The organism is Arthrobacter cryoconiti (genome assembly GCF_020905375.1).
GTDB classification, from domain to species: domain Bacteria; phylum Actinomycetota; class Actinomycetes; order Actinomycetales; family Micrococcaceae; genus Specibacter; species Specibacter cryoconiti.
Window position 1 is genome coordinate 25263 of sequence record NZ_JAJJBU010000013.1, and the last position, 19951, is coordinate 45213.

Consider the following 19951-nt stretch of genomic DNA (forward strand, 5'->3'; position numbering starts at 1 on the left):
CCCGTTCACTTGATGTGACCGGGGTGCGCGGCGCTCTTTACGTCTTGTAGGGAGTGTTGGCGCAGGGCTTCTACCGCGAGCGTTGGCGCAGGCGGTTGACGTCCAAAATGACGACCGCACGTGCCTCTAGGCGCAGCCAGCCGCGCTGAACAAACTCGGCCAGAGCCTTGTTGACTGTCTCGCGAGAAGCTCCGACGAGTTGCGCCAGCTCTTCCTGGGTGAGCTCGTGAGCCACCAGGATACCGTCCGTGGCCGGGCGACCGAAACGGTCGGCGAGGTCAAGGATGGCCTTGGCCACGCGGCCGGGGACGTCAGAGAACACCAGATCGGAGAGGTTGTCGTTGGTGCGGCGAAGGCGCCGGGCCAAGGCCTGGAGCAACTGCATGGAAACCTCGGGCCGGTTTCGCAGCAGCGCGTTGAGGGATTCATTCTTCAGCCCTGCCAACCGGGTTTCAGAAACCGCGGTTGCGGTGGTGCTGCGGGGGGCGGGATCAAAAAGGGCCATTTCCCCGAACAGCTCGCCCGGGCCCAGGATCGCCACGAGCGATTCGCGGCCATCGGGGGAGGTCCGGCCCAGCTTCACTTTTCCGGAAACGATGAAGTACAGCTGGTCGCCCTGGTCGCCCTCGCGGAAAACGGAAGCGCCGCGGGAAAGGTCTATCTCAGCCAGTTCGTCAGTGACCAAGCGGAATGCCTCGTCGTCAAGCGTCGTGAAGAGTGGCGCCCGGCGCAGTACCTCGATGTCCATGAAATCTCCTTGAAGTGTCTAACTCATCAGTAATGGCTTATTACTGATTCTTCCAGACCTTTACCCGTTTTGTGACCAATTTGGCATCCTCGGTGTTCCCTGTCCGTTCAACACGCACGGAATACACGGGTTCGCCCGGTAATATGTGGGCTGCGGTACCAACCGGGAACTGCGTAGGGCTGAAAGGGAAAGATCCACATGTTTGGTTTCTCTTGGCTCGACGCGCTGTTGATTGTGTGGCTGCTGTGGCAACTCATCTACGGACTCAATGTTGGACTGTTAGTGAGCATTGGTGGGCTATTGGGCTTCATCGCGGGAGCCGTAGGCGCTTTCTTTGCTGCCCCGTTCGCTAACCAATATGCGCCCGGTCCTGCATGGCGCACGGCGTTTGTCATTGGTGTAACTGTGATTTTGATTGGCGCAGGCCATGCTGTGGGCATCCGGATTGGCAGTGCGATTGGTCGCCGGGTGAAATCGGGTCCGGTGCGGTCTGCCAACCGCATTATGGGTGGGGCGTTGAACGTGGTGGTGGGGGCCGCCGTCGTGTCAGTGATAGCCCTGGGTGTGGGTAACCTCGGCATCCCCGCTGTTTCAAATCAGCTCAGTAACTCCATGGTGATCTCCAAGATCGATGCGTGGACCCCGGACCCGGTCAAGGGTGCCGTGGCACAGTTGCGCTCGCTTGTCATCGAGGAAGGCATCCCCCAACTTCTCAACCCTTCCGGGCCGAACGTTGCGGTAGCAGTCCCTGACGCCAACACCAACACACCCGCATGGAACAATGCAGCTAAATCGGTCCTGAAAATATCCGGTACGGCGTTCCAGTGTGGCCAGAATCAGACCGGCACCGGTTTTGTTGTGGCTCCAGAACGAGTCCTGACTAATGCGCACGTGGTGGCGGGAGTGACAATGCCGCTGGTGCAAACCGCTACTAAGGGTGCATTGAAAGCTCGAGTGGTGTTCTTTGACCCGGTAAAGGATCTGGCGATCTTGGCTGTTGATGGTCTGGACGCTACCCCTTTGACCACTGCACCGACGCTGCCGGCCAACGCCTCCGCGGCCTTTGCCGGTTACCCGCTGGGAGGGCCGCTACAGGTGCGCGCGGCCACCGTCATCACGTCCGGTCCGCTACTGATTCCGGACATCACAGGCACTCAAAAGTCCATCTTAGATGTCTATCAACTCGCCGGAAACGTCCAGTCAGGTAACTCAGGGGGACCACTTTTGGACCCGGCCGGTCATGTGGTGGGCGTGGTGTTCGCTAAGTCAACGACCAACGAGCCAGTGGGATTCGCGTTCACCATGGATGAGGTGGCACCTGTGATGGCGGCAGCTTCTCAGCTCAGCAGTTCCGTGAACTCGGGTAGCTGCACCACTAAATAGCTCTTACGCTAGCGTCTTGTCTAAGTAGTTCACGGCCAGTTCATAGCCATAAATCCCGGCTCCGAGGATTACGGCGTCGCACACAGGAGACAAGTAGGAGTGGTGGCGGAAGTCCTCACGCCGGTGCACGTTGGAGATGTGGACTTCCACGGTGGGAAGTTCGACGGCGACAATTGCGTCGCGGATGGCCACGGAGGTGTGCGTATAGGCGCCGGCGTTGATGATGATTCCTACTGCCGTACCCCGGGCTGAGTGGAGGGCATCGATGAGATCGCCCTCATGGTTGGATTGGATGCATTCGGCGCTAAAGCCTGCAGCGTTGGCGGCAGCAATGGTGAGCGCGGCGACGTCGTCAAGGGTGGCGCTGCCATAAATATCTGGCTCACGGGTGCCCAACAAGTTTAGGTTGGGGCCGTTGAGGATGAGCAGTTCGCCGCGGTCTGCTGTACGGGATTCTGTGGGGCGTGACGGAGGTACTGCGGGGGCGGCCGGGGAGGAAGTCATGGCTTAATAATGCCTCATTCCCGTACCCCCTCGAGCGCAAAGACCTCCAAAACGATGGCGTGTTCCGGGTTCAACACCGGCATGGGCAAACCGACTTCGGCTAAGAACTTGCCCGTGGCCAGCGCGCCGCCCTCCAACCATGGCGGTGGACAGGCCTGGATGAATGTGGCACCGCCGGCGTCTGATTCGGGGAAAGCCAAGGTGACCCGGTACATGCTCTCTGGGTTCAGCCCCGGAAGTGCGACCCGTCCTGGTTGTTCCCGCGGAGACGTTGTGAGTGCTGCCAGAACGAAAAGTGCTGCAGCGGCGTCTGGGCTCTTAGAACGCATTGCAGCCAGATCGTTGCGTGCAAGAACACCATGGAGCATTAGCGAGGCGTCAGGAACGTCTGCCCGGACCATCTGGCCAGTATGGATGAGTTGGCGATGCTTTTTATAGAGTGAGATTGCGCCGCGCAGTTCGGTGCGATCTGCGCCAGTGACTTCCCGGATGTCCCATTCCAAACCAAAGTGTCCAAACAAGGCGGTGACGGCGCGGAAGGACAAGTCATGTGTGCGCCCCGTGGTGTGCGAGGTTGCCGGCCCAATGTGTGAACCAACTAGTTCTGGAGGCACCACGATGCCGGTCCAGCGCGAGATGGTGAGCCGTTCCAAGGCGTCGTTACAATCTGAAGCCCAGATCCGCGCTGTGCGCTCCAGAATGCCGAGGTCCACACGAGCCCCACCGGAGGAGCAGCTCTCGATTTCCAACCCCGGATGGGCAGCCTTCAACGCGTCCAAGAGCCGATACGCGGCCAACGTTTGGCGGTGGACGCTGGGTTCGCCGTCGTGGCCCATCTCAGTCAGGTCCCGATTCTGGTCCCACTTCAGATAGGAGATGGGGTATTCCTGGAGCAGCGCATCAAGACGGGCGTAGACATAATCCCACGCGTCAGGATTGACGAGGTCCAGAACCTGCTGGTGTCGCCAGTCAAGGGGGAGCCTTGATCCGGTATTATCGCGGGAAATGGGCCCACAAATCCAGTCTGGGTGGGCGCGGGCCAGGTCGGAATCCACGTTCACCATTTCCGGTTCTACCCAGAGCCCGAACTGCATCCCTCGCGACGTGACAGCAGTTATCAGGGGGTGCAGGCCGTCCGGCCACAGCCCTTCGTCAACATACCAATCGCCCAGACCGGCGTGATCGTTGCGGCGATGCCTAAACCAACCGTCGTCGAGCACAAAACGCTCAACGCCCAGATCCGCGGCGGACTCGGCCAGCTCGGTAAGTACGCCCAAATCGTGATTGAAATAGACGGCCTCCCACACGTTTAGCACCACGGGCCGTGGCGTGGTCGGATGGGATGCGCGGGCACGGAACCAAGCGTAAAAAGCCGCAGAGATTCCATCCAAACCTTGGCTGGAATAGGCCGCAAAATACGGTGGTGTGGCGTAGGAGCGTCCCGGCGCAAGTAGTATCTCACCAGAACCCAATAGCTCAGAGGCTCCCATGATGGTCCGCCCGTCAGGGCTGTGATCCACAAACTGCTCGTGGTCTCCGCTCCACGCAAAGTGCCCCGCCCACACCGAGCCGGTTCGGTTGCCAAACCCAGGCGTTCCAACGGCCATCAGAAGCGAAGAATCATGCCCGGTGCGGCCGTGCCGGCCACTGCGTACCCACGTGCCCTGGCGCAGAGGGCTGCGTTGGGGGTGGCGTTCGCGGCACCACCGGCCCGTAAGGTCCAGGATTTGTGTCCCTGCTGGCCCGACAGGGAGCGATGTGGCCAACTCGTCGAGAGCAAAGGTGGTGCCGCCGCGGTTATGGACTTCGTGACGGACTTCCAACAGACCGCCCGCATGTAGCTCAAAGGTACTCACCACGGTTAGGGCCAAGTCCTCATCGACTTGCTCGATCCGGGCAGTGGTTCCTTCCACGGACCACGTGTGCGGGCGAAAACGCGGTGAAAAGCCTAGCGCGCTCTCGCCGCCGGAGTTGGCGTTTGCCAGGCGATGCCCACGCAGCCCGGGGCGTCCACGCCATCCGTCGCTGGCTTGGGGAACTAGCCCTAACGCAACGGGCGAGTCAAAGGCGGAGTGCGGGACTGCGTCGATCAGGATAGCTGGGTCCGGCAGCTGCGGGCCAAGATCAGCGCCCCAATGCAGGATCTGCACGCTATGGTGCCCCACCTCAATGAAAAGGGAGACTGCGTCGTGACGCAGGTGGATGGATGAGATGATGTCTCCTTTTGTGACGATTCGGGTTATGAATACTCGGGTGAATGGTGGGGGACAGCGACCAGACGCAGCTTTCCAACGCGTTCACGCAACGTCCGCTGTGCCTCCAGACCCAAGAATTCATCGCTGATGACTTCATCCACATCTTCTAAGGCGGCGATGGTACTGATGCCCACTGTCCCCCATTTGCTGTGATCAGCGAGCACTACTACCGTTCGGGCGGCGTCAAGCAACGCCCGGTTCATCTCAGCCTCCAGCACGTTCGGTGTGGTGAATCCAGCATCCGCATCAACACCGTGCACGCCTAAGAAAAGGACATCCAGATGAAGAGAGCGCACCGAAGCTGTGGCGATTGGCCCCACAAGGGCGTCCGACGGCGTGCGCTCGCCACCGGTGAGAATCACCGATACCCGTGAGCCGGACTGTTGAAAGACATCCGCGATCCGCACCGAATTGGTCACGACGGTGAGGTTTTTCATGGTGCTCAGTTCCTTGGCTAGAGCCCACGTGGTGGTTCCGGCACTGAGGCCGATCGCCATGCCTTCGCTGACATGCAGCATGGCTTCTTGAGCGATAGCGTGCTTTTCGGCGGTGCCTTGGGTGGACTTAAGCTCAAAGCCGGGTTCATGGGTGCCAGCACCACCGGGCAACTTGGCGCCGCCGTGAATCTTCTGAAGCAGGCCGGCGTCGTCGAGAACATCGATGTCCCGCCGGACAGTAACAAGAGAGACCCCGAAGAGCTCCGCTAGGTCTGAGACCCGGACCACCCTCTCACGGGAAACCGTGGCCACTATTTCGGTGCGCCTGGCGTCGGCAAGCATGTGAAATTCCTCGATTCTTGGGGTGGGACCAGTCTTGATTGGAGGGAGCTGAACTGTTCGTTAGCCCTTGCTGGAACCGAGCGTCAAGCCCGCAACAAAATGCCTCTGTAGTGCCAAATAGATAATGAGGGTCGGGATGACGGTGATCGTAGCACCGGCGGCTAGCAGGTTGTAATTGGAAAGGAATGTGCCCTGCAGGTTATTGATGGCGGTTGTGACAGGTAGCCGATCTCCACTTTGGATGAACAGCAACGGCCAGAAGTAATCGTTGTAAATAAAGATCAGCTCCAGTGTGGCCAAAGCGGCAATGGCTGGTCTGCACAGGGGCATGATGATGGAGACGTATTGGCGCCACAACCCCGCTCCGTCTACTAGGGCCGCTTCAGTCAAGTCCGGCGAGAGCGCCTTCATGTAATTGGAGAGAACAAAAGTACAGAAACCAACTTGGAAGGCAGTGTTGGCGATGATGACGGACATATATGTGTTCAGGAGGCTTCCGGAGTCACTGAACCAATACGGGAGCTGGATGAGCTTGAACATTTCAAACAGCGGTGTGGCCAGTACCTGCGGGGGAAGCAGATTGCCTGCCGTGAACATGATCAGCAATGTGATGTTGAACTTCCAACTGACCCGGCTGACAGCAAATGCCATCATTGAGCTGAAGAGGAGTACCAAGATGATGGTGGGAACGGTGATGATCAGCGAATTCATGAAGTAGCGCGGAAAGCCGCCCTGCTCCCAGGCCTGAATGAAGTTATCGAAGTTGAAGGCGCCGCCCAAACTGAAGTAACCATAGCGGTCGGTGTCGGCTTTGGGACGAAGAGCCGTGAACAGTGCCCAGCCCAGGGGCACCATCCACATGACGGCCATGACCATGAGGAAGATGTGAGTGCCATAGTGCGGCCGGATACGCCCGTGTCCCACTCGGGTGGATGTCTTGGCGGGTGCGGTCTGCGTGGAAGTAGACATTAGAACTTCTCCTTCCGGAACGTCCGGGACAGGTAGATGGTGATGGGCACTAGCGAGATGACGAGCAGGATCACGGCGAAAGCGGATCCGATGCCGATCGACTGTCCCTCACCAATGAGATACGTGATGACGAGTGCGCTGATCAGTTCAAGGCCGTTGGTGCCCTTGTTGATGACCCAGACCACGTCGAAGGCGCGCAGTGACTCGATGATGGTGATGACCACGATGACAATATTGATGGGGGCCATGGCGGGAAAGACTATGCGGAAGAAGGTCTGACGGGCGTTGGCACCGTCAAGTGAAGCGGCCTCTTTTAAGGAGGCATCCACGCCTTTCAATCCGGCTAAGTACAGGATCATGACGTAGCCGGCGTGGCGCCAGGTGGCTGCCACAAGTGCTGCCCAGATATTGATGTGGGGGTCCCCGAACCAGTCCACCGCTTGCGGGGTGCCTGCAGTACCCAGCAGGAAGTTCAGCAGACCGTTGTCTTTTTGGTAAAACAATTGCCAGATAATGCCAATCAAAGCCAGTGAAAGCATGACGGGGACGAAGAAGATGCTTTGGTAGATTTTGCTGCCACGGATCTGCTGGTCAAGGAGAACGGCCAGCAATAGGCCAAGCGGGGTCGCGATGACGGCTAAGAACACCAACCATAAGATGTTGTGTTGAACTGCTGGCCAGAACGCCGGGCTGTCATTGACAACGTAGCTGTAGTTGGCGAGCCCTGCCATCCGGATGTCGGAGAGTGCTAGTCCATTCCAACGGGTGAAGGAGAGAAAGACTGAAAGCAGCGTCGGGATCCAGACAAAAGCCAACTGCACCAGAGTGGGGATACCAACCATAAAGCCCAGAACCACTTTGTCACGCTGGGAGAGCCTCCTGACTCTGCGTGGCTTAGGGGTAGTCGACGATTGTTTTCGGTGTCCGGTCCGAGCACCGGGGGCGGACGCTTCGGAAAGCTCGGTTGGCGTGCTCATGGCGACAAACTCGTTTTCTTCCAGGGGATGGGGCACTTGGGGGCTGCGACGGCGGGAGAGGCCCGCCGTCGCAGTTTCAAAATGAATCAGCTACTGTGCTGCGTAAAGGGCCTTGGCCTGCGCCTCGAGGTTCTTCACATCGATCGAGCCGTCCTTGATGAAGCCCTGCAGAGCCGGGATCATCACGTTGGTGGCCATAGCCGGCAGTGCGTCACGATCAAAGAACTGGCTAATGCTCTTCGCATTGGCAATGGTCTCGGCACACTTCTTCGTCAGCGGGCTGAATGCTGAGGTATCGGTACCCTTAGCCGTGGCGATGTTCGACGGGTCAACCTTGGCATAGGCATCTTGACCTTCCGGACTGCCGATGAAGGCCATGAAATCGCGGGCTGCCTGGTTATTGCCGCCCTTCTTGGACAGTAGGAGACCATCGATGGGTGCTTCGACGGCGTCCTGGCCCTCCATGGCGATCTCCGGGAAGGGGAAGAAATCGATGTCGGCTAGGAGCGTCGGGTCCGTGTACTGCTGGGTCACGAATGATCCCAGCAGGTACATGCCTGATTTGCCTTTGCCCATATTGATGGCCGAGTCCTGCCAGGTCATACCGAGAGCGCCCGGGTTCTGGTAGGGGAGGAGCTGCTTCCAAGTGTCAAAGACGTTGCTGACCTTTGACTGATCCCATGATTCCTTGTGAGCCGTCAGATCCATATGGAATTGGTAGCCGTTCAGGCGCATGTTGATGTAGTCGAAGGTGCCCATTGCCGGCCAACCGTCTTTGTCGGCAAATTCGATCGGGATCAGGCCGTCTGCCTGCATCTTGGCGCAAAGGGCCGTGAGGGCGTCGAACGTGGTGGGTACTTCGTAGCCTTTCTGCGCCCAGACGCTCTTGCGGAAGAAGAAGCCCCATGGGTAGTTGTAGTTCGGCACAAAATACATCTTGCCGTCAGGACCTGTTGCAGCCTTCTTCATGCCGTCGGAGAAGTTGCCGCCAATCTTTTCCCAGACGTCGTCAATGGGAGAAAGCAGGCCTTGCTTTGCGTAATACTGCATCCGGTAGCCGGCAAACCAGGTGAAGGAATCGTCGGGGCTACCTTGGAGATAGGTGGCAATTTTGTTCTGGAAATCGTTGTGGGGGACAACGTTGCTAGTGACCTTGGCGCCATTCTTAGCGGTGAAGGCATCAGTGACGGCCTTGTAGGCGGCCTTGGGCACGTCATCAGAAGAGCCGGATCCAAACGTCAGCGACGAGGACGCTGATGCGCCACCTCCGGGGCCAGAGCCTCCTGTGCAGGCGGCGAGGAGCGGAATTCCGGCTGCTCCAACTGCACCAATGCCAAGTGTCTTCAATAGCGTGCGTCGGTCAAAGCCAGGACGGATGATTCCGCCGGGGGACCGGTCTTCGTGCAGTGACATGATTTCTCCCTTGAAAAACAAACCTTGTGAAGTGGCTCACATAAAACAAGTATGAAACAGCCAAAAAAGAACGTCAAGATACAAAAGCGTAAATTTATGATCACGATTTTGTTATCTCTTGTTCTTTTTCGGCAACTTTTGTGCCCGGTATGCGCTTTCCCTGAGCGTTGGCGCGGTTATCCGTCGCTATCGAGACCTTGGTGAGCGAAGATGAACCCTCGCGGAAGTTTGTGAAGCGTGAGCGCAGCACGTGGAAATATGACGAAATGGGATGTACCGCGCAGCGGGGATCGAACTGTGAAGCGGGGATCGAACTGCACGACACCAAGCGATGAGGAAACGTAGGGGCATTTCGAAGTTGTTCTTAAGGGCAGGTGTTCTTAAAACAGTTAAGGCGCACTAGTTGTACGTAATCTTGCGATTTTGTACAACTAGTGCGCCTTAGCGGCAGGAGCTACTTGTTGAGTGACTCCGAGATCTGGTTCATCACGGTGTTGTCCGCCAGCGTCGAAGAATCGCCAGCCTCGCGACCTTCGGCGATGTCCTTGAGGAGGCGGCGCATGATCTTCCCCGAACGGGTCTTGGGAAGCTCTGGGACCACCAGAATGGTTTTAGGTTTGGCGATCGGGCCGATCTCCTTGCCAACATGGTTGCGTAAGGTCGTCACGATGTCCTCATCGTCCACGGCGGAGCCGCGCAGGATGACGAATGCCACAACTGCCTGCCCCGTGGTCTCGTCCGCGGCACCTACGACGGCGGCCTCAGCCACCGAAGGATGGCTAACGAGCGCTGATTCGATCTCCGTGGTGGAGAGTCGGTGGCCGGAGATATTCATGACGTCATCCACGCGTCCCAACAGCCAGACGTCGCCGTCTTTGTCTTTCTTGGCGCCATCACCCGCGAAGTACATGCCGTCAAAGCGGGACCAGTAGGTCTCCTGGTAGCGATCGTTATCGCCCCAGATGCCACGCAACATTGAGGGCCACGGTTCGCGTATCACCAGGTAGCCGCCATGGCCATCCGGAACGGAGACGCCTAGCTCATCCACCACGTCTACCGCGATCCCCGGCATGGGTGTTTGTGCGGAACCGGGTTTGGCGGAGGTCACGCCAGGCAGTGGGGCGATCATGATGGCACCGGTCTCGGTCTGCCACCAGGTGTCTACGATCGGAGCCTTGTCGGCACCTATGACGCGGCGGTACCACATCCACGCTTCTGGGTTGATGGGTTCGCCTACGGATCCCAGCACGCGGATCGAGGAGAGATCGTACTTGGCGGGGATGTCCTCGCCCCACTTCATGAACGTTCGGATGGCCGTGGGAGCCGTGTAGAGGATCGAAACCTTGTACTTTTGCACAATCTCCCAGAAACGGCCCTGGTGAGGAGAATCCGGGGTGCCTTCGTACATGACCTGCGTGGAGCCATTGATGAGAGGGGCGTAGGTGACGTAAGAGTGGCCGGTGACCCATCCGACGTCGGCCGTGCACCAAAAGACGTCAGTCTCGGGGTGTAGATCAAAAACTGCCTTGTGCGTGTAGGCGGTCTGGGTGAGGTAGCCGCCGGTGGTGTGCAGGATGCCCTTGGGCTTGCCAGTGGTTCCGGACGTGTAGAGAATGAACAGCGGGTGCTCGGAGGCGTGTCCGACGGCGGTGTGCAAGGTGGAGGCGGCCCCGACGGTGTCATCCCACCACGTATCGCGGCCTTCCACCCAATTGACGTCCTGGCCATTGCGTTTGACCACCACGACGTTCTCCACCGAGTGGCCCGGCTTACTCAGTGCCTCATCCACGGCGGGCTTGAGGGCGCTCGGCTTGCCGCGGCGGAATGTACCGTCGGCGGTGACCACTAACTTAGCCTGTGCATCATCAATGCGGCTGCGCAGGGCGTCCGCTGAGAATCCACCGAAGACGACTGAGTGGACGGCGCCAATCCGGGCGCAGGCCAGCAGCGTAATGACGGCTTCGGGAATCATGGGTAAGTAGACGGCGACGCGGTCGCCCTTCGCTAGTCCGAGTGCTTCGAAAGCGTTCGCGGCTTTTTTGACCTCGTCGGTGAGCTGCGAGTAAGTATAAGTGCGGGTGTCCCCGGGCTCACCTTCGAAGTAAATGGCGATCCGGTCCCCATTTCCGGCCTCCACATGGCGATCCAAGGCGTTGTAGGCGGCGTTGACTTCGCCATCTTCAAACCACGTGGCAAACGGTGGGTTGGTCCAGTCAAGGGTCTTCGTAAATGGCTTGCTCCAGGTCAGCAGTTCCCGGGCCTGTTTGCCCCAGAAAGCGGGACGGTCCGCGTCCGCTTTTTCATACTCGTCCGCCTTGACGATTGCATTTGCGGCAAATTCGGCGCTCGGCGGGAACTGACGGTTCTCCGTCAGGAGATTTTCCAGTGCATCGCCCGTGGATTTTGCCGCGCTGGTGGTGTCCTCAGACATCTTCTAACCCCTTAATCCTTCGATACGGGTGCCGGGCACCGTAATCGGCGCCCCGGAAGGCGAGGCGAAGAGTAGGTGACGGCACAACGTTGTGTTCTGACTTTCACTGTATCGCTTTCAACGCCAGAACGTGGTGATGATCACAGCGAATTGGGCTCAATGGGGTCATATCTGCGCTCAAATGCACGCACCTTGTGAAGATGTTGTAGTTATATAGGGATCCTTAGAGAAAACCGTATGGGGAGTTGTATCCATCAGGGGCGAATATGCCTTGATTTGCTTGTTGCTGGCTAGTCTTGGCATCCAGCGGTCATTAGGCTGGAGGAAGATTCATGACTTTCAAGGAGTTATCCAATGACAGAGCACAATGCGTCAACCACCCCGGTGGCGTCAGAACGCAGAAGCACACAGGGCAGCACAGCCATTCTTGGGCGCTTAACTCTTCGGGACGTGGTGGTCCTCGGAGCGGTCCTCGTCATTTTCGTGGCATCTTTGCTTCCGGTGCTCTCCTACAGTTTCGCTGGAAATCTGTGGAGCCTGGCTGGGCTGTACTTCCTCGGGATTGGCGTCGTCTTGCCGTTGTCGGTAGGGGTACTATTTACGGTTCGACGCCTGAGCCCGGAAATGAAGCCACGCATCGGATCGCTCTCGGCTGACCAGTACGCGTCCGTCGTAGCCTCTTTCTCCGCAGCCTTCTTCTTCCTCACCACCGTCACGGCCTTCGCCATCCCTTATGTGGTGGGTTTGATTGGTGCTCTGGTGCTCCTAGCCGCCACGGTTCTGGCGCGCTGGATTCCGGTATTTGCTGTGGACTTTTCGAACCGTACAGAGATTCCCGCCCATCTTGCAGCGCGCGACGCCGTTCCCGCGCGACGCCGGCCAGCGTCACCTAAACCTCAGCTTGCTTTGCCTGCAGGACGCGAGGCCGGGAAGCCTGGTGCTGCGGGATTTGGTGCTGCGGGCTCGGCTGCGACGGGGCAGGGTTATGCGCCTGGTCAAGGCTTCGTAGCCGGGCAGTCGGGCCAGGTAAGCCAGCCCGGACAGCCCGTGCCAACGGGACAAACTGGGGGCTGGCATGCCCCGGATCAGCCGCTTGGACACACACCTGCAGGGCAAATATTCACACCCGCCACAGGTGGTCCCACCGGTACACAGTCAAGCTCTGCATCTTCGACGGGCAGCCACGCATCAGACTTAGCCGCACCTTCAGAGGCGGCTGCGGGGGTAACCTCGGCAGCCGGCGCGTCAGCGCCGCAATCGTCAACGGAGACTGCCGCAGCGCCCATCGTCGCTACCGGATCCGGTGCGCACTCCGAAGCCAATTCACGAGCCAGCGCTAAGGCTCCAGCTACCCCGGAGCCTGCGACCGGCGTCGTGCCGTCAGCGCAAACCTCGGCAATGGCGGCGGCGGCGCCCGCCACCGTGATGAATCCAAAGGTGGTCGACCCCGAAGTTGCGGCTCCGGCAGCAGAGACTATTGGTGCCACAGTGGATCCGCATGCCTCAAGCGCGGCGACGCAGCCGTTCTGGTTTGCCGTGGACCGCGCGCAAAACGTGGTGGATGAGCGATCCCGCCAATTCGCTTTCAAGCTGGCACCGGGTTCTTGGATCCTTGCGTTGGAAGATCGCGGGAGCAGCTTTCTGGTCCAGGACAGCCACGGAAAGACGGGTGTTTTGCTCGATCTCATAGGGATTGAGCGGGCACCCTCGGGTAGCTAATCAGTGATAGTTGTGGAGGACGATTCGCCGCTGGCGCTTAAGCGTCGGGCCCGGAAAATAAACCGCGAGTTGGCGCAGCTGTACCCATACGCGCACGCGGAGCTGGACTTCCGGAACCCGTTTGAGTTGCTGGTGGCGACAGTTCTTTCCGCGCAGACCACTGATGTGCGAGTCAATGCCACCACGCCGGCGCTTTTTGCTCGCTATCCCACGGCGCGGGCGTTGTCCGAGGCTCCTCGGGTGGAACTCGAAGAGATGATCCGCTCGACGGGCTTTTTCCGAGCGAAAGCGGGCAATTTGCTGGCCCTGGCAACCCGCATTGCCGACGAGTACGACGGCGTTGTACCGGGAACGCTGGAGGCGCTGATTACGCTTCCGGGAGTCGGGCGCAAAACAGCAAACGTGGTGCTGGGCAATGCCTTTGGGATTCCCGGGATCACCATAGATACGCACTTTATCCGGTTAGCCCGCCGTTTTCATTGGACTGCTTCAGAGGATCCCGTCCGGATTGAGACGGATGTGGCTGCCCTCTTTGAGCGCAAGGATTGGACCATGCTTTCGCACCGTGTGGTCTTTCATGGGCGGCGTATTTGCCATGCGCGCAAACCTGCCTGCGGGGTCTGCCCCATTGCACACTTGTGCCCCTCCTACGGTGACGGGGAAGTAGACCCCATCAAGGCCGCGAAACTGTTGAAATACGAGATGGCGCCAGGACAAGAGGCTTTGCATGCTCGCATGCTGGCCGACGTCGGCCAGGCCGCTCTGTTCCGCCAACAGTCCCAACGTGCGGCCCGGCTCGGGGTGGACCTGGATGAGCTCTTGGCGAGCGATGAAACGACAATCGTTCCTGCGGCTAATCAGGAAGACTTATGAGCGCCTACTCGCAGTTGGCGGCATTGGGGGAACGGGCCCGTATGGGGTCTTTGACCGTGCCGGCCCCCCTGCGCGCGATGGACTCGCGGGGGGCTCGAGCAGAGCGGCCGGCTGCCGTGCTGCTCCTTTTTGGTGTTTTGGATTCGATACCTGCAACATCGAGCAAACCGCTAGTATCAGCGGACCTGGACATCTTGTTGGTGCAACGTGCGGCGACCCTGAGTAATCATCCAGGCCAGGTTGCCTTCCCAGGCGGCGGTGTAGAGCCACGTGACGCTTCGTTCATTGCGGCTGCGCTTCGCGAAGCCCGAGAAGAAACTGGGCTTGATCCATCCGGAGTGGAGATTCTGGGCACGCTTGCGCCCGTACCCGTGTCCGTGAGCAATTTTATGGTCACTCCCGTCTTGGGATGGTGGGCTCGCCAATCGCCGGTGGACGTGGTGGACTATGGTGAATCCGCTCAGGTTTTCCGCGTACCAGTGCGTGACCTCCTCGACCCGGATAATCGTCTTACGGCCACGATTAAGCGAGATGGCCACAATTACCACGGACCCGCTTTCACTATCAACGGCATGGTGGTGTGGGGTTTTACGGCCGGAATCCTTTCACACGTACTGGACGAGCTGGGCTGGTCAGTGCCCTGGGATGCATCCCGTCAAATCCCTGCACCTGTTTAGATCTGCACCTGTTTAAATACCGGGCATGTTTAAATACCGGGCATGAGAAAGCTGCGAGTGGGGTTTACTTAGCGTCCGCGTAGGACTCCACAACCATGACGTTGACGGGAAACTCCAACGGAATCTCGCCGAACAGCAACCTTGTAGCCGCCCGGGATGATTCATGAACGATCGCCGTCACCGTGTCTACCAGAGCATCTGGACAGTGAACCATCACTTCGTCGTGAAGGAAGAACACAAGCTCTGGACGGTCCATTTCTCTGGTTGTTCCACGATGTGTGCCTGTGCTCGTCTCAAGTGCTGCCTCCGCGCTCACATTTTCTTCAAGAACCAGTGCGCGTAACCGACGTCGGAGTTCAGCAAGCCAACAGCATGCCCATTCAGCGGCGGTTCCTTGGACCACAAAGTTACGGGTGAAGCGACCACGGCTGCGGGCTGCGGACTCGGCTCTGCGTTGTTCCTCGGCGCTGCTGCTGCGCTGATCAGCGAGCCACTTGGCAGAGACGGGAGGTGTGCTCCGGCCCAGACGTGTGGAGACTTGTTCCCCCCGTTCCCCGGCTCGTGCGGCCTGCTCAACAAAACCAACTGCGCGCGGATACATGCGGGCAAGTTGGGGCATCAATCGTCCGGACTCACCGGTGGTGGCGCCGTAGATGGCACCCAACATCGCCACTTTGGCCATGGACCTCTCGCCGCCAAAGCCTTGGGCCGCGACTCCTGCATAGAGGTCCTTGTCACGGCCAGCTGCGGCCATGGCAGAATCCTGGGCCAAAGCAGCCAGCACTCGAGGCTCTAGCTGTGCGGCATCGGCCACAATCAATTTATGGCCGGGATCTGAGCGAGCAGCACCCCTAATTTGTTTCGGAATCTGCATGGCTCCACCTCCGCGTGACGCCCACCGGCCAGAAACCACCCCGCCAACCATATATTCGGAGTGGAAGCGGCCATCATGGACCCACTGCGCCAACCATGCCCAGCCGTTTGTCGTGAAGAGGCGGCTCAGTTTCCGGTAGGCCAACAAGGGCTCGATCACGGGGTGCTTGAATTCTTGCAGTTCCCACGCCCGGGTAGATTTGGCATCGATTCCGGCGCGATGCAGGGCCCTCATCAATTCCTGAGGGGAGTCAGGGTTCAATCCAGGCGCATCCAAGAGGGTCCGGAGTCGGGCGGCGAGCGTATCCATCTTTTCGGGCCGGTGGTATTCGAGTGGTTCTGTTCCGAGCGCTTCATTGAGCAAGCTCCTATGTAGGTCTTCGCGAAAAGGAATACCTACATACTCCATCTCGGCGGCAACAAGAGCGCACGCAGATTCGGCACTGAGGAGAAGTGTGAGCCTGGCGGGGTGTGTGGAGGAGGAAACGGCCGCCTTTTGAGCCGCCAACTCTGCCGCAACGTGTGCTCCGTCCCAGCCGGGACGCTCGTTTGGGGTTTCAAAGAGGCTCTCTTGGTTGCGCACCGCAACGGCAGGTCCAACATCGTGGGCTAGAGGGAGTGCCGTGCTGCGGTAGCCCGTGGTAGCGGCAAAATTTGAGGACAGGAGAATGTTTTGACACAGTGCGAGATCGTGACAGCGTTCCACGCGTACCCCTGCGGCTAGAAGCTCCGGATACCAGTGTTGCGCGCGGTCCCACACCCACCTCGGACCGTGCTGTTGCTCGATGCGTCGGACAAGTTCTGCCAAGCCCGCTCGTGCCACCGTTTCCTCGGGTGCAGCCAAATGTCCGTCGTCGCGCAGCAGTTGGACTGCCACGTCGATGTTCCCCGATGATGTGGACAAAAGTGCGTACATTCCTCCATTCTCCACTGCCGGGCAGACACAAAGCCCCTCCACAGCTTTCGCATGCGGCGGCCTTGTCCACAAATAGTCTCAAGAGGCTGGAGAGTGCTGTTGTTTGGGTGAAAAGTGGAGCCATGACAAGCAGAAGCAACTCACGGCGCTCGGCGAGCGCTCAGATCGGAAATCTGGGGACGGACGGGCCGTGGTTGCCCGCCTCCGCTACAGCCGTTCTGGTGATCACGGGCTCTCTTGCGCTGCAAAGTGAGGTGGGACGGGTGGCCGGCGCAGCCGCCGTCGAGTTGGTCATTGCGGAAACGGTGGAGCAAAGCGGTGGACGGTGGGACGGTATCGCAGCAATACTTATCGGCAGCGACCGGTCCGGCACGCTACCTGGTTGGCGGGGCCCAACCGTGGTGGTTGGGCCGCCGGAAGATACTGCGCAGATGTGGCGCCAAGCTACCAGATTGGGGGCTGATCGGGTCGCTGTTCTTCCGGATTCAGCTCAATGGCTGGCTAACTATCTGACCCGGCTGCGTGAGCCCGATGTTGGAGGCAGAGTCGTGGGTGTCATTGGCGGATGTGGGGGAGCGGGTGCCACAACGCTGGCTGCACTGCTGGCCGCAGCTTCAGCAGCGCGTGGCACGCGATCGCTCTTGGTGGACGGGGACGCCTGGGGCGGTGGTCTCGATTCAGCCGTTGCCGGAGGGGACGCGCCGGGTCTTCGGTGGCCAGACTTGTTTAATGCCTCCGGTGCGATTAACCCTGAACAGCTCGCTGCTGCCCTGCCGAAGATGGGTGAAATGTCGCTGCTCTCGTGGGCGCCGACGAATGTTGAAGCATCCGCCAGCCGTCGGGATGCTGCGGCGGCAACAAGAGAGGTAATACGCGCGGCCCGGGATGCTTTTGGACTAGTGGTGGTCGATCTAGGCCGGTCCTCGGACTCGGTGGCGAATTTAGGGGTCCACTGTGACGGATTCCTGCTGGTAGTTCCGGGACGGTTACCAGCGGCAGTCGCTGCAGCCAACGTGCGCTCAGCATTGCCTCTGGCACCTGTGGGGCTCGTAGTCCGGGGTCCGCTGGTCGAAGGTGTGGACGCGGAGCTGGTGGCTGCCGCCGTGGGGGTGGCGTGTGTGGGTGTGTTTCCCCAGCTACGCAAGGTGGGAGACATGCTTGAAGAAGGCCAGCTATACGAGGTGGCGGTGGGCAGGAAGATGCGCCGGATGATCGACAGCGTCTTGGCCTGGATGTCTGGCGGTGCCGAGAATATTTACGCGTATGGGCAGGCAGGAGTTCCATAATGACCCGACACAGAGCCGAGCGGCGCGGTGCGGGTCTGCGGCCAAGTCCCGCGATTGATTTAGGACTTCTAGAGTCGGTGCGCCGCAGTGTTCTCTCGGAGTCTGGGCCTGTCACCGGGTTGCGTGTGGCAGCTGCGCTCCGGGACAGCGGCCGACTGCTGGGTGCCACCGGGTCGCTGGCAGCAATGGACAGAATTACCGCTGAACTAAGTGGGCTGGGGCCGTTGCAGGAGCTCGTTAGCGATCCCCGCGTGACGGATATATTCGTCAATTCCCCCAATTCAGTCTGGCTGGATCGAGGAATGGGTCCGGAACGCGTTGATGTTGCCTTTGACAGCGAGGCAACCTTGCGGGCACTGGCCGTTCGGCTCATCGCTGTTGGAGGGAGAAGGCTTGATGACAGTTCGCCGTGCGTGGATGTGAAGATCGATCCTGGCTACCGTGTCCACGCTGTACTTACCCCGATTTCTTCCGCAGGAACCTTGCTGTCTATTCGTATCAGGCGTCCACGAGTCTTCACTTTGAAAGAACTACAGACAAGCGGCTGTATTCATCCGGTGATGGGTTCGGTGCTCCGAGGAATGGTAGCGGCAAGACTCAATTTTTTGATCAGCGGGTCCACGGGCACGGGAAAAACGACTCTCCTCTCAACGCTGTTGGGGCTGTGCAATCCCAAGGAACGGCTGGTGCTGATCGAGGATGCGGCTGAGCTGAACCCGGACCACCCTCATGTTCTGACGTTGGAGGCCCGCCATTCCAATACCGAGGGTGCCGGCACCATCGACTTGGATGAGCTGATTCGCCAAGCCTTACGGATGACCCCGGGTCGATTAATTGTGGGTGAGTGCCGTGGCCGGGAAGTACGGGAACTGTTGATGGCGCTGAACACGGGCCACAGCGGTGGGGGCGGCACCATCCATGCCAACAGTGCCATGGACGTTCCGGCACGACTCGTAGCGTTGGGTGTACTGGCTGATATGTCCACGGAGGCTGTGGCATTGCAGACGGCCAGTGCGCTTGATGTGGTGGTTCATCTGGAGCGGATAAACGGACTGCGGACAGTGTCTGAAATTGGAGTATTTTCTTTACTGGCTGGCAGCCTAGTCGTTGAATCGGCGATCAAGACGGAACCGGAAAATACGGGCATCGTCGCCGGACCAGGGTGGGCGGCACTTGCCGTGCGTTTGGGGCTCGACCCAGAAGGTACGGTCCTTGAGCGGTCCTGCTCTTTGGCGTCAGAGGAGGGCCAATTATGAGTGCTGTCTCTGTCTTTTTACTCTCCGCCGCTGCATGCCTGCTCTACTTTGTCCGCAGGCGTCCTTGGTCTGGCGAAGGCTGCGTCAAGGTGCGCTCTCGCACGAGTCAGTGGTTCTTGGGCGCCGGATGGTTTACTGAAGTATTTTCTGCCTCCGGAGACGCAGTGGGGACGTCCATGCCGCGTTTAGTTCGCCAGTTGTCAGCCTTGCTGGCTGCGGGGCGCAGTGGGCCTTCCTTGTGGGGGTCCCTCGCGGAAGTCTTGGCCTCGGAGAAGCCGGCGCAGACAACGCGTAGGAAACCACTAGGAAACGGAGCCGCACTCCAGGTGGTCTCGGCGACGCAGCGGGCTGCCTCCTTGGGGTTAGCTCCGTCGGCTGCTCTGCGCTTGGCATGTAAGGAGCGCAGCGAACGGCCCCGGTCGGGAAGCCCACCAAGTCTTCAGGGACCGCGCATCGGCGAACCGAACATGAGAACGTGGCTGGAGCTTGCGGCGTGCTTTGAAGTGTGTGAACGCAGCGGTGCGCCAGTGGCAGCGGTGCTTGCCAGGCTAGCCGCGCGACTTGAAATAGAGGAGGATGCTGCGGCCATGCGGGAGACTGCGTTGGCGGGTCCGCAAGCAACCGTTCGGCTACTAACCTGGCTACCATTTCTCGGCGTGGGGTTGGGCATGGCAATGGGAGTCGATCCGGTGGGAATCTTGGTGAGCAGTCCGTTGGGGTGGGCGTGCTTGTTCGTGGGATTGGGGTTTGTTGCGATTGGCAAATGGTGGTCAGGGCGCCTAATTTTAGCTGCAAGCCATGACAGCAGAAACGATGAAAAGTCGGATAGGACCAGCGTTCGCCACATATTGCAGCATAGAAGTACCCGGGTACATGAAAGGAGTCTGTGAGG

16 protein-coding genes are annotated in these 19951 nt (G+C 59.4%); 7 read left to right on the top strand and 9 right to left on the bottom strand.

Annotation, left to right across the window (positions count from 1 at the left end; all coding sequences use genetic code 11):
* Positions 1-70: 70 nt before the first annotated feature.
* Positions 71-748: a Crp/Fnr family transcriptional regulator gene (locus LOH53_RS06705; RefSeq protein WP_230066960.1), complete on the bottom strand. Its 678-nt coding sequence runs from the start codon at positions 746-748 to the stop codon at positions 71-73.
* 198 nt (positions 749-946) lie between these two features.
* Here LOH53_RS06705 and LOH53_RS06710 point away from each other — a divergent pair, with 198 nt between their 5' ends.
* Complete coding sequence (locus LOH53_RS06710) at positions 947-2131, top strand: MarP family serine protease (RefSeq protein ID WP_230066961.1); 1185 nt, start codon at positions 947-949, stop codon at positions 2129-2131.
* 3 nt (positions 2132-2134) lie between these two features.
* Here the strand turns inward: LOH53_RS06710 and aroQ are convergent, their stop codons facing one another.
* The 7 genes from aroQ to acs form a co-directional block, all read right to left on the bottom strand.
* A complete protein-coding gene (aroQ, locus tag LOH53_RS06715; RefSeq protein WP_230066962.1) occupies positions 2135-2635 on the bottom strand; it encodes a type II 3-dehydroquinate dehydratase in 501 nt (166 codons plus the stop codon).
* A 14-nt stretch (positions 2636-2649) separates the two neighbouring features.
* A complete protein-coding gene (locus LOH53_RS06720) occupies positions 2650-4848 on the bottom strand; it encodes an alpha-galactosidase (RefSeq protein WP_376991774.1) in 2199 nt (732 codons plus the stop codon).
* A gap of 26 nt (positions 4849-4874) precedes the next feature.
* A complete protein-coding gene (locus LOH53_RS06725; protein ID WP_230066964.1) occupies positions 4875-5669 on the bottom strand; it encodes a DeoR/GlpR family DNA-binding transcription regulator in 795 nt (264 codons plus the stop codon).
* Positions 5670-5729: 60 nt separating this feature from the next.
* The gene (locus LOH53_RS06730; protein ID WP_230066965.1) at positions 5730-6638 is read right to left on the bottom strand and encodes a carbohydrate ABC transporter permease; all 909 of its coding nucleotides are present in this window, start codon (positions 6636-6638) and stop codon (positions 5730-5732) included.
* Positions 6638-7615, bottom strand: coding sequence for a carbohydrate ABC transporter permease (locus LOH53_RS06735; protein WP_230066966.1), 978 nt, complete (start codon positions 7613-7615; stop codon positions 6638-6640). The genes LOH53_RS06730 and LOH53_RS06735 overlap by 1 nt, the downstream gene beginning before the upstream one ends.
* Before the next feature lie 90 nt (positions 7616-7705).
* Entirely contained in the window at positions 7706-9028 is a 1323-nt protein-coding gene (locus tag LOH53_RS06740) for an ABC transporter substrate-binding protein (RefSeq protein ID WP_230066967.1), read from the bottom strand.
* 454 nt (positions 9029-9482) lie between these two features.
* Positions 9483-11459, bottom strand: coding sequence for an acetate--CoA ligase (gene acs / locus LOH53_RS06745; RefSeq protein ID WP_230066968.1), 1977 nt, complete (start codon positions 11457-11459; stop codon positions 9483-9485).
* 354 nt (positions 11460-11813) lie between these two features.
* Between acs and LOH53_RS06750 the strand changes: the two genes are divergently transcribed.
* From LOH53_RS06750 to LOH53_RS06760, 3 genes are read left to right on the top strand one after another with little or no spacing between them, the layout of a single operon-like run.
* Entirely contained in the window at positions 11814-13178 is a 1365-nt protein-coding gene (locus LOH53_RS06750; protein WP_230066969.1) for a hypothetical protein, read from the top strand.
* A gap of 3 nt (positions 13179-13181) precedes the next feature.
* Complete coding sequence (nth, locus tag LOH53_RS06755; RefSeq protein ID WP_230066970.1) at positions 13182-14051, top strand: endonuclease III; 870 nt, start codon at positions 13182-13184, stop codon at positions 14049-14051.
* On the top strand, positions 14048-14728 hold the full coding sequence (locus LOH53_RS06760; protein ID WP_230066971.1) for an NUDIX hydrolase: 681 nt from the start codon (positions 14048-14050) through the stop codon (positions 14726-14728). Before nth ends, LOH53_RS06760 begins: the two co-directional genes overlap by 4 nt.
* 64 nt (positions 14729-14792) lie before the next feature.
* Here the strand turns inward: LOH53_RS06760 and LOH53_RS06765 are convergent, their stop codons facing one another.
* Complete coding sequence (locus LOH53_RS06765) at positions 14793-16517, bottom strand: bifunctional 3'-5' exonuclease/DNA polymerase (protein ID WP_230066972.1); 1725 nt, start codon at positions 16515-16517, stop codon at positions 14793-14795.
* 122 nt (positions 16518-16639) lie between these two features.
* On the opposite strand from LOH53_RS06765, the gene ssd reads away from it, so the two are divergent.
* Genes ssd through LOH53_RS06780 form a run of 3 tightly spaced genes read left to right on the top strand, consistent with a single transcriptional unit; the run spans position 16640 to position 19949 of the window.
* A complete protein-coding gene (gene ssd, locus LOH53_RS06770) occupies positions 16640-17803 on the top strand; it encodes a septum site-determining protein Ssd (RefSeq protein WP_230066973.1) in 1164 nt (387 codons plus the stop codon).
* The gene (locus tag LOH53_RS06775) at positions 17803-19059 is read left to right on the top strand and encodes a TadA family conjugal transfer-associated ATPase (protein ID WP_230066974.1); all 1257 of its coding nucleotides are present in this window, start codon (positions 17803-17805) and stop codon (positions 19057-19059) included. The genes ssd and LOH53_RS06775 overlap by 1 nt, the downstream gene beginning before the upstream one ends.
* Positions 19056-19949, top strand: coding sequence for a type II secretion system F family protein (locus LOH53_RS06780; RefSeq protein ID WP_230066975.1), 894 nt, complete (start codon positions 19056-19058; stop codon positions 19947-19949). The genes LOH53_RS06775 and LOH53_RS06780 overlap by 4 nt, the downstream gene beginning before the upstream one ends.
* Positions 19950-19951 lie beyond the last annotated feature (2 nt).

Excerpts from the sequence above, each read along its gene's own strand:
- LOH53_RS06705 (WP_230066960.1), bottom strand. The coding sequence starts at position 748 with ATGGACATCGAGGTACTGCGCCGGGCGCCACTCTTCACGACGCTTGAC.
- LOH53_RS06710 (WP_230066961.1), top strand. The coding sequence starts at position 947 with ATGTTTGGTTTCTCTTGGCTCGACGCGCTGTTGATTGTGTGGCTGCTG.
- aroQ (WP_230066962.1), bottom strand. The coding sequence starts at position 2,635 with ATGACTTCCTCCCCGGCCGCCCCCGCAGTACCTCCGTCACGCCCCACA.
- LOH53_RS06725 (WP_230066964.1), bottom strand. The coding sequence starts at position 5,669 with ATGCTTGCCGACGCCAGGCGCACCGAAATAGTGGCCACGGTTTCCCGT.
- LOH53_RS06730 (WP_230066965.1), bottom strand. The coding sequence starts at position 6,638 with ATGTCTACTTCCACGCAGACCGCACCCGCCAAGACATCCACCCGAGTG.
- LOH53_RS06735 (WP_230066966.1), bottom strand. The coding sequence starts at position 7,615 with ATGAGCACGCCAACCGAGCTTTCCGAAGCGTCCGCCCCCGGTGCTCGG.
- LOH53_RS06740 (WP_230066967.1), bottom strand. The coding sequence starts at position 9,028 with ATGTCACTGCACGAAGACCGGTCCCCCGGCGGAATCATCCGTCCTGGC.
- acs (WP_230066968.1), bottom strand. The coding sequence starts at position 11,459 with ATGTCTGAGGACACCACCAGCGCGGCAAAATCCACGGGCGATGCACTG.
- LOH53_RS06750 (WP_230066969.1), top strand. The coding sequence starts at position 11,814 with ATGACAGAGCACAATGCGTCAACCACCCCGGTGGCGTCAGAACGCAGA.
- LOH53_RS06760 (WP_230066971.1), top strand. The coding sequence starts at position 14,048 with ATGAGCGCCTACTCGCAGTTGGCGGCATTGGGGGAACGGGCCCGTATG.
- LOH53_RS06765 (WP_230066972.1), bottom strand. The coding sequence starts at position 16,517 with ATGTACGCACTTTTGTCCACATCATCGGGGAACATCGACGTGGCAGTC.
- ssd (WP_230066973.1), top strand. The coding sequence starts at position 16,640 with ATGACAAGCAGAAGCAACTCACGGCGCTCGGCGAGCGCTCAGATCGGA.
- LOH53_RS06775 (WP_230066974.1), top strand. The coding sequence starts at position 17,803 with ATGACCCGACACAGAGCCGAGCGGCGCGGTGCGGGTCTGCGGCCAAGT.
- LOH53_RS06780 (WP_230066975.1), top strand. The coding sequence starts at position 19,056 with ATGAGTGCTGTCTCTGTCTTTTTACTCTCCGCCGCTGCATGCCTGCTC.